6 protein-coding genes are annotated in these 7,407 nt (G+C 70.2%); 2 read left to right on the forward strand and 4 right to left on the reverse strand.

Annotation, left to right across the window (positions count from 1 at the left end; genetic code table 11):
* Window positions 1-15: 15 nt before the first annotated feature.
* The 3 genes from H5J33_RS17530 to H5J33_RS17540 are packed head-to-tail and all read right to left on the reverse strand — an operon-like array spanning window position 16 to window position 4,146.
* Window positions 16-1,488 (reverse strand): radical SAM protein, encoded by a 1,473-nt coding sequence (locus H5J33_RS17530; protein ID WP_181795862.1) that lies wholly within the window; start codon window positions 1,486-1,488, stop codon window positions 16-18.
* Window positions 1,489-1,501: 13 nt separating this feature from the next.
* Window positions 1,502-2,986 carry a radical SAM protein gene (locus H5J33_RS17535; protein WP_181795863.1) on the reverse strand — a complete coding sequence of 495 codons (1,485 nt, stop codon included), beginning with the start codon at window positions 2,984-2,986 and terminating at the stop codon, window positions 1,502-1,504.
* A 59-nt stretch (window positions 2,987-3,045) separates the two neighbouring features.
* On the reverse strand, window positions 3,046-4,146 hold the full coding sequence (locus tag H5J33_RS17540; RefSeq protein ID WP_181795864.1) for a nucleotidyltransferase family protein: 1,101 nt from the start codon (window positions 4,144-4,146) through the stop codon (window positions 3,046-3,048).
* A gap of 444 nt (window positions 4,147-4,590) precedes the next feature.
* Between H5J33_RS17540 and H5J33_RS17545 the strand changes: the two genes are divergently transcribed.
* Together H5J33_RS17545 and H5J33_RS17550 are read left to right on the forward strand one after the other, a co-directional pair.
* Window positions 4,591-5,574, forward strand: a complete 984-nt coding sequence (locus tag H5J33_RS17545) for a TauD/TfdA family dioxygenase (protein WP_181795866.1) — start codon at window positions 4,591-4,593, stop codon at window positions 5,572-5,574.
* On the forward strand, window positions 5,571-6,248 hold the full coding sequence (locus H5J33_RS17550) for a hypothetical protein (protein ID WP_181795868.1): 678 nt from the start codon (window positions 5,571-5,573) through the stop codon (window positions 6,246-6,248). Before H5J33_RS17545 ends, H5J33_RS17550 begins: the two co-directional genes overlap by 4 nt.
* A gap of 72 nt (window positions 6,249-6,320) precedes the next feature.
* Here H5J33_RS17550 and H5J33_RS17555 read toward each other — a convergent pair whose 3' ends face one another.
* Window positions 6,321-7,289 carry an intradiol ring-cleavage dioxygenase gene (locus H5J33_RS17555; RefSeq protein WP_399552850.1) on the reverse strand — a complete coding sequence of 323 codons (969 nt, stop codon included), beginning with the start codon at window positions 7,287-7,289 and terminating at the stop codon, window positions 6,321-6,323.
* Between the last annotated feature and the right edge of the window lie 118 nt (window positions 7,290-7,407).

Consider the following 7,407-nt stretch of genomic DNA (forward strand, 5'->3'; position numbering starts at 1 on the left):
GCACGAGCACGCCGCTCATGTGCCCGCGCCCAACGGTGCGCCGGAGTGTTCCCGCCACACCTGGTGGCCGGCCGGGTGCCCCATGGTGATGAAGGCGGCCGCCGCCGCCCGGCCGTTCACCGGGTCGGCCAGCGCGGCGCGCACGTCCCGGTCGAGGACGTCGAAGCCGGGGGCGGTGCCGTCGCGCTCACGCAGATGGGAGTGGCGGGAGGTGACGCCGCCCGCGTACACCAGCATGTCGCGCAGCTCGCGTTCGTCGAAGCTGCTGGCCGACACCACACGCAGCCGGTCGTCCGCCTTGATCCAGATGTCGTCCTCGGTGCGGTCGAGCAGCTCGAAGAGCTTGGTCTCGGGGATCGCGGTGAGATGGTACGAGTGCACCGACCAGGGGCGCAGCTCGTCGATGGTGAACCGCAGCGACTCGCGCAGACCGTTCATGTCGTCGCCGGGCAGCCCCACGATCAGCTCGGCCCGCCAGGGCACCCCGCGTGCGGCCAGGTGCGGCACGAACCGCATGATCTTCTCGAAGTGGTTGCCGCGCACGTGCTTGGGCACGTTGGGGTTGGTGGTCTGCAAGCCCATCAGCAGCTCGTGGATGTTGGACTCCACGAGCAGTTCCACGAACTCGTCGTCGAGGAACTCGGGGCGCATGTACGCGGTGAGGGAGATCTCGGGGGCGAGGTCGCGAAAGGCCCGCAGGATCTCCTTGCCGCGTGCCGCCTTGCCGCCGAGGATGGGGTCGATCAGGAAGATCCGGCGGATCCCGCGCTCGCGCATGTTCCGGATCTCGGCGCGCACGAAGTCGGTGTCGAAGGTGGCGAAGAACGGCAGCGTGTTGTGACCGCAGAACGAGCAGTCGTAGATGCAGCCGCGCGCCGTCTCGTACCAGGCGAAGTCGGTGTCGACCCGGTCGCCGTCGAGCATGGCGTCGAACTCGGGGGAGAACAGGGCGGCACCCTGTGGAAGGCTGCGGTCGGCGCGGTCGGGTACGGCGTACCGGTAGGCCCGGATGCGGTCGCGGGACGCCGAGTACACCGGCTGGGCGCAGTCCGCTTCGAGGGTCCGGCCGGTGAACGCGGGGTCCGCCGCCCGGCGTTCGCAGAGCCAGAGCAGGGGTTCCTCGCCCTGCCCCATGACGTGGACGGTCTCCTGCGGCCACCGGGAGTAGTCCATCGCCCGGGTCTCCGGGCCGCCGCACACCACCAACGGGGCGCCGGCGCCGGCGCAGAGCCGCTCGGCGAGGTGTCCGGCCCGTTCCAGGGTCCAGAGGTACGCGGGCACCCCGACCACGTCGAAGCCCTCGGCGAGGAGGGCCGCTGCCGCCGCGGGGGCCGAGTAGCCGCGTTCGTCGAACGCGCGCAGCCGTACCTCCCACTCGGGGTGGGCGGTGCGCAGGTAGGCGCCCAGCCGCATCGCCCCCAGGGAGTGGGTGATCGGGTACTCGTCGAAGCGCAGTGAGTCGAAGTAGCTGACGATCGCCACCTTCATGCCCTCATCCCCCTCACAGCGAGTGCCGGACCGCGATCTCACGGAACGAGGACAGCTCGTCCGGGGCGGCCGTGGGGGCGGGCAGGGCCTTGTCCGGATGGCGGGCCAGGTAGTCCCTCGTGCACAGCGGGTCCTTGACGGCGCCGAACTCGCCCGTGGTCCGCTCGGGGTCGAAGCGCCCGATCTGTACGATGCGCCGGGTCGTCGAACCCGAGCGGCAGGAGCTGTGCAGGCCACAGTCCGTGCAGCCGGCGGGCTTGCGCAGTTCCCGGCGGAAGTCCTCCAGCCGGCCCGAGCCGTTCCAGAAGTCGCGTAGGCCGGTGAACTCGGAGTCGATGTTGCCGAGTTTGCGCGGGTGCATCAGGCAGGGGGTGACACTGCCGTCGGGGTTGAGCGCGATGAGTTCCTGTCCGCCGATGCAGCCCGTGAGCCCCGGGATGCCGATGTCGCCGCACCCGGCCATGGGGTTGGAGACGTTGGTGATGCCGATGCGATCGCCGTACCGGCCCTGGAGTTCCGAGATGAACTCGATGGTGTCGTAGTAGGCGTCCACCTGCTGTGAGTAGAAGCCCTCCTCGTGGTGCAGGCAGCGCTCCGGGTTGGCGAACTTGACGACGTCGGCGCCGAGTTCGATGCCCAGCAGGACCAGGGCCTCCAGCTCGGACCTGGGCGTGGTGGGCTCGTAGGTGGGCTTGATGCACACCCGGGTGGAGGATCCGGTCTCGTTCCGGCGTGCGACGGTCCTGCGCACCGCGGCCACCGTCTTGTCGAACAGCCCGGCACCGCGGACGGCACCGTGTGTCGCCTCGGACGCGCCGTCGATGCTGAAGCTCACGGACTTCATCCGGTTGCGGAAGATGATGTCGAGCACGGCGTCGTCGATCAGCAGTCCGTTGGTCGCCATCGAGGTGTAGAGGCCGTTCTCGGTGGCCGAGTCCAGGTAGTTGGCCAGGGCGCGTTTGTTGATCGTGGGCTCGCCGCCCGCCAAGTGGACGCGCATGACGCCCCATTGGGCGAGCTCCGCCATGATCTCGCGGACCCGTTGCTCACGCAGTGTGGTGGGGCCGAGGAACTCGGCGGCGTAACAGAAGGAGTCCTGGCCGCACTTGTGCCGGGCGAGGTTGCACAGCCAGGTGTAGTCGAAGTAGATCTCCAGCGGCCCGCTGAGCCGGTCCGGGTAGGGTGACCGGATCTCTCGCAGGCTGCCGTCGAAGCCGAGTTCCCGCAAGTCCCCGACGAGCCGGGGCGACAGTCCGGTGGTCCAGTCCAGACCTTCGGCGTGCCGGCGGACCGCTTCGGTGACGGCCGGATTGTCCGCGCTGTCGCGCGGCAGGAAGAACGCGTGCCTCCTGTCGCTCCACAGCAGCGGGCCGCAGAACTCGTGCCGGACCACGACATCGGTGTGCTCGACGGGGGTCGCCGGTGCGACGGTGTCCGGCCGTGGCCGCACGCCGAGCGGTAACGGAATGGGGGTGGACGCGGGGGTGGGGGTGGGCATGATGCTCCTCGGGCTGGGCGGGTGGGGGCCGCGGGCCGGCCTGCGCGGCCTTGTGGGGGTCAGGTGAGAGGAATGGAGGAGGCGGCCGCCACCCGGTCCCGGCGTGAGACGTCGAAGAGACGGTCCAGGAACGGTGCCGCCCACGAGCCGGGCTTGCCGTCGAAGGTCCCGTACTCGTCCAGGTAGGCGGTGTCCGCGGGCCGGAAGTGGGCCAGTTCGGCGGAGGGCACGGCCTCCGGGTAGAGCAGCGACACGTGGTGGAGAGCGTAATAGACGCTGCGCTCGGCACCGTAGCGCAATGCGGCCGCGCGGACTTCAGGCCACTGCTTGTCGTCGGTGACCGAAAGTGCCGCCAGGGCGACATCATGGAACTTCAGCAATTCCAGATCGGAGCCGTTCTCGATGTAGTAGAGACTGGTGGACTCCTTGTGCAGATGGGTGCACAGGTCGATGAATCGGACGGCCGGGCCGAGGGCCGGGCCCGTTCGGCCGAACATCGGGAAAGGAACGGATTCCGCCAGCATTTCCCGCGTGGGACAGTCTTCCCCCGAGCGCGCCGGGAAAATGTCGAAACAGATGTCCAGGCGGTAGCTCTCGACAAATTCCCGGTTCGCCAGCTTGACCAGCGGCAACGCGTTGGGGAGGTTCACCTGCCAGAACATCCGGGTGGAGCGGCGGTAGTCCAGCAGTCGGGTGCCGCTCTCGTCGGGCCGGCCCTGCCGGTACCCCAGGCCCGCCAGGACGTCCGCCAGGGCCGGCAGGTCGGTCCGGTCGATCAGCAGGTCCAGGTCGTTGGAGCGGCGCAGCCCGGGGTCTTTGTAGAGACGGGCGACCGTCGGGCCCTTGCGGACCGCGAAGGGCGGCCCGTGCGCGGTCAGGGCGTCGATGACCGTACCGTACTCCTCGGCGAGGACGGCGGCGCGGTCCCGGGTGGCGAGATAGGCCGCCTCGTAGACCCAGTGGTACGGGATGGCGGGCATCCCGGGTTCGCCGTGGAAGAGCCGGTGCCGGGTGATGTGCCTGCCGGCCAGGGGAAGCAGGCGGTGCCGCGCGGCCCGGTCGATGAAATACCCCCAGTCGAATCTCCGGGCGTGCTCGGCCAGCAGCGCCCGGCAGTCCGCCAGCGTCCTCTCGTCGAGGGCGAGTCTGGCGAGAGCCAATAACAGAGATAATTCTCCCCGCATACGGAGAACACCTTCCCGGGGTTTTCGCAGCTCGGCAACGGCAGGACAACGAGGGCGGGCGCGGCTTTCACGCAAGCCCGTCGCGCGGAAGCGGAAACAGGTCGAGAACCCGACGGCGGGCCGGGTCGATGCCGGGCTGTTCGAGAACCCGAACGGGGACCGTACGCTCGAGGAAGTCTGACACCCGCCCAGAAGGAGGGTCAACCCCGCGATTGCCGGTCCATGAATCAGAAACACTGCGTTAATAAATGCCGTGGCCTTGACCCACTGGAATGCCCCTGGTTGCATTGGTGGATGCAGGCTGCAATCAGTAAATGCCGAGCAAATCCATCGGCGCTGCCCATGGCTTGACGGAGTGAAACCTTGTCTCAGCGAGTCTTTGCCGAAGCCCTCCCCCGCGTCCCGTTGGACGGTCCCGCGGTGTGGCGGGGAGCCGACCTGACCGCCGCACCGGAGAAATGGCTGGTGGAGCTGGACGGGCAGGACCTGGCCGAGCTGGAGCGATTACCCGAGGTGGACGGTCCGCTGCACCTCGTCGACCCCGCCGCCTTGCGTCTGCCCCGTATCGAGGACAAGGCGCGGGGATGGCGCCGGACGCTGGAGGACGGCCCCGGGGTACTGCTGGTCCGCGGCCTCCCGGTGGCACGCCTGCCCGCTCGCCGCTCGGCGGTGCTGTACTGGGCACTGGGGCTCGCCGTGGGGATCCCGACACCGCAGGACAAGCGCGAGCTCTACCTGGCCGACGTCAGGGAGGACGGCGCGCCCGGCCCGGACAGGTTCGCCTACCAGACCCCGGTGGAACTCCCCTTCCACACCGACTGGTGCGATGTGGTCTCCCTGCTCTGCCTGGCCAGGTCGCGGTCGGGCGGGACCTCGCGCATCGCCAGCTCCGCGCTGGTCTTCAACGAGATCCTGCGACGTCGCCCGGACCTCGTCGGCGCCCTGGCCGAACCGCTGTGGATGAACAACCGCGACGAAGCCGACGGCGACGTACTCCCCTATTACCCCGCCTCCCATGTCTCCTGGGCCGAGGGCAGGCTCTCCTTCCGCCGGCGCCCGTCCTGGCGCAGGCGCGCGGCCGGGGCCGGCAGGCCCGAATACCTCCAGGAGCCGGCGGCCGACGGCCCTCCGCCGCCGAGTCCCGCCCAGAGCGAGGTCATGGAACTGGTGGACCGGATCGCCGCCGAGGACGGTGTCGCGCTGACCATGGACTTCCGTGTCGGCGACGCCCAGTTCATCAACAACCACGCGGTCCTGCACGCCCGCGACGCCTTCGTCAACGGTACGGCCCCCGATGAACAGCGCCATCTGCTGCGGTTGTGGCTGACCCTGCCGGAGGGCCGCACGCTGACTCCGGACTACGCGGTCGGGATCGCCCGCCAGTACCACCTGCCGGCGACATGAGCGACACGGCCGCGTGGAAGGCCCTCTCCCGCGTGGACTGGGCGGACCCGGCGAACACGGAGACGGCGCTGCGGTCCGCGCTGCTCCTGCTGCGCGACCCCGGCACACTGAACGGACTCCTCGCCGCGGCGTGCCGGGACGACCGGCTCCTGCGCCTCTCCGAGGTCCGCCCCTGGGGCGACCGCCTCACCGTGTACGACGATCCCGGCAGCGGCGTCCGGCTCCGGCTGCAGCACTGGCTCGGCGGCCGCACCGACCCCCACGCCAGACCGCACAACCATCGCTGGTCCTTCGCCTCCACGATCCTCCGGGGCTCCTACGAACATCACCTGTACGGAACGGTCGACGAGGTGACCGACCGCCTGGCGGCGGGACCGGTACGCCCCTTGCGCGTCCGGACCGAAGCGACGGGGAGCCTGTACGTCCTGCACAGCGACGAGGTGCACGCCGCCACCGCGGTCCCCGGAACGCTTTCCCTGCTGCTGCGCGGCCCCGCCACCGCCGACCACGCGGTGCGCCTCGGCCCGGACCACACCACCCTGTCGGAACGCAAACGCGGCGCGTCCGCCGAGAGCCCTGCCGAACGGCCGGAAACGCCGTTCACCACCCGGCACGCCGTCCGGCTGGCCACCGAACTGACCGCCATCCGGCAGGCACCCGTACCACCGCTTTGACACTCCCGCCCCGACACACGCATGGAGCTGTCCGGGCAGCTCGGTCCGACGCACGTGTCCGGCGTCGTCGCGTCAGGCGGAGGGCGACGGGGAGGCGGTCGGCGCGGGGGCGCCGCCGGGTGCGCCCTCACCGTTGTTCGTGGCGCCGGGGTCGACCGCCATGGTGATGGAGCCGATGACGCCGCGTTCGATGTGCCTCTTGTCGTAGCCGAGCTTGAGCAGACCGCCCCGGGTGCCGGTTCCGGGGTAGATCGGGTCCTGGCCGAGGGTCACCCGTGTGACGGTGTTCGCCGAGTAGGGGGTGGTGTCCGCGACGGCCTCGACGGAGTCCTCGGAGAAGTAGAACTGCCCGGTGTGGCAGGTGCGTCCGCCGGTGTAGCCGTCGGAGGTCCGGGAGCCGCCGGTGTGCACCTTGGTGTGGATGTGGACGGCCCGGCCTGCGTACCAGCCGGGGAAGACGGTCCGGAAGGTGACGAACCCCTGGTGGTCGGTCATCTGGATGCCGCGCAGCCAGGTGAGGTCGTCGGTCGGGGTCGCGTGACCGCCCCCGCCGCCCGGGCCGTCCGGAGGCGCCGTCGGCGTACCGGAGGGCGGCGGACCGGGAGGCGTGCCGCCGCCACCGCCGTTGCCGATCCGGGTGTAACCGGAGTAGACACCGGACGCGTCGCAGTGCCAGATTTCGATGGCCGAGTCGCGCAGGGGCTCGCAGGTCGCGCTGTCCACGGCGCGCAGCACGAGGAGGAGCGGGATTCCGGTGCGGTCCTCGACCACGTTCTTCCGGAAGAGTTCGTAGTCGATGTAGTAGGGGCCCTCGATCTGCTCCGTGGTCAGTGACATGCAGGCGCTGGACGCGGACGTGGCCGCCTTCACCGAGTCGAGGGTGCCGGAACCGGCGGTGTGCCGGTCCGCGGCGCTCGCTGCGGTGCCCGCCCCGCCGAGGGCGACGGCGCCGGCCGCGCCGCTCAGGAACAGCATGCGGCGGCGGGACACGAGTCGGGAGACGAGGGCGTTGTCAGGCTCTTCGAAAGGGGTGACAGGCATGCGCACGACCGTAGGGACGCCGACTGTGAACGCCATGTGAATCACCCGTCCCCAATCCGCCAACCTCTGGCCGGTAGCGGTCTGGCGAGGACGCGCGTCCCGCTGTCCGGCCCCCGCT

Source organism: Streptomyces sp. WELS2, assembly GCF_013870595.1.
Taxonomy (GTDB): domain Bacteria; phylum Actinomycetota; class Actinomycetes; order Streptomycetales; family Streptomycetaceae; genus Streptomyces.

Coding starts and splice junctions, on each gene's coding strand:
- H5J33_RS17530 (WP_181795862.1), bottom strand. CDS start 1,488: ATGAAGGTGGCGATCGTCAGCTACTTCGACTCACTGCGCTTCGACGAG.
- H5J33_RS17535 (WP_181795863.1), bottom strand. CDS start 2,986: ATGCCCACCCCCACCCCCGCGTCCACCCCCATTCCGTTACCGCTCGGC.
- H5J33_RS17550 (WP_181795868.1), top strand. CDS start 5,571: ATGAGCGACACGGCCGCGTGGAAGGCCCTCTCCCGCGTGGACTGGGCG.
- H5J33_RS17555 (WP_399552850.1), bottom strand. CDS start 7,289: ATGCCTGTCACCCCTTTCGAAGAGCCTGACAACGCCCTCGTCTCCCGA.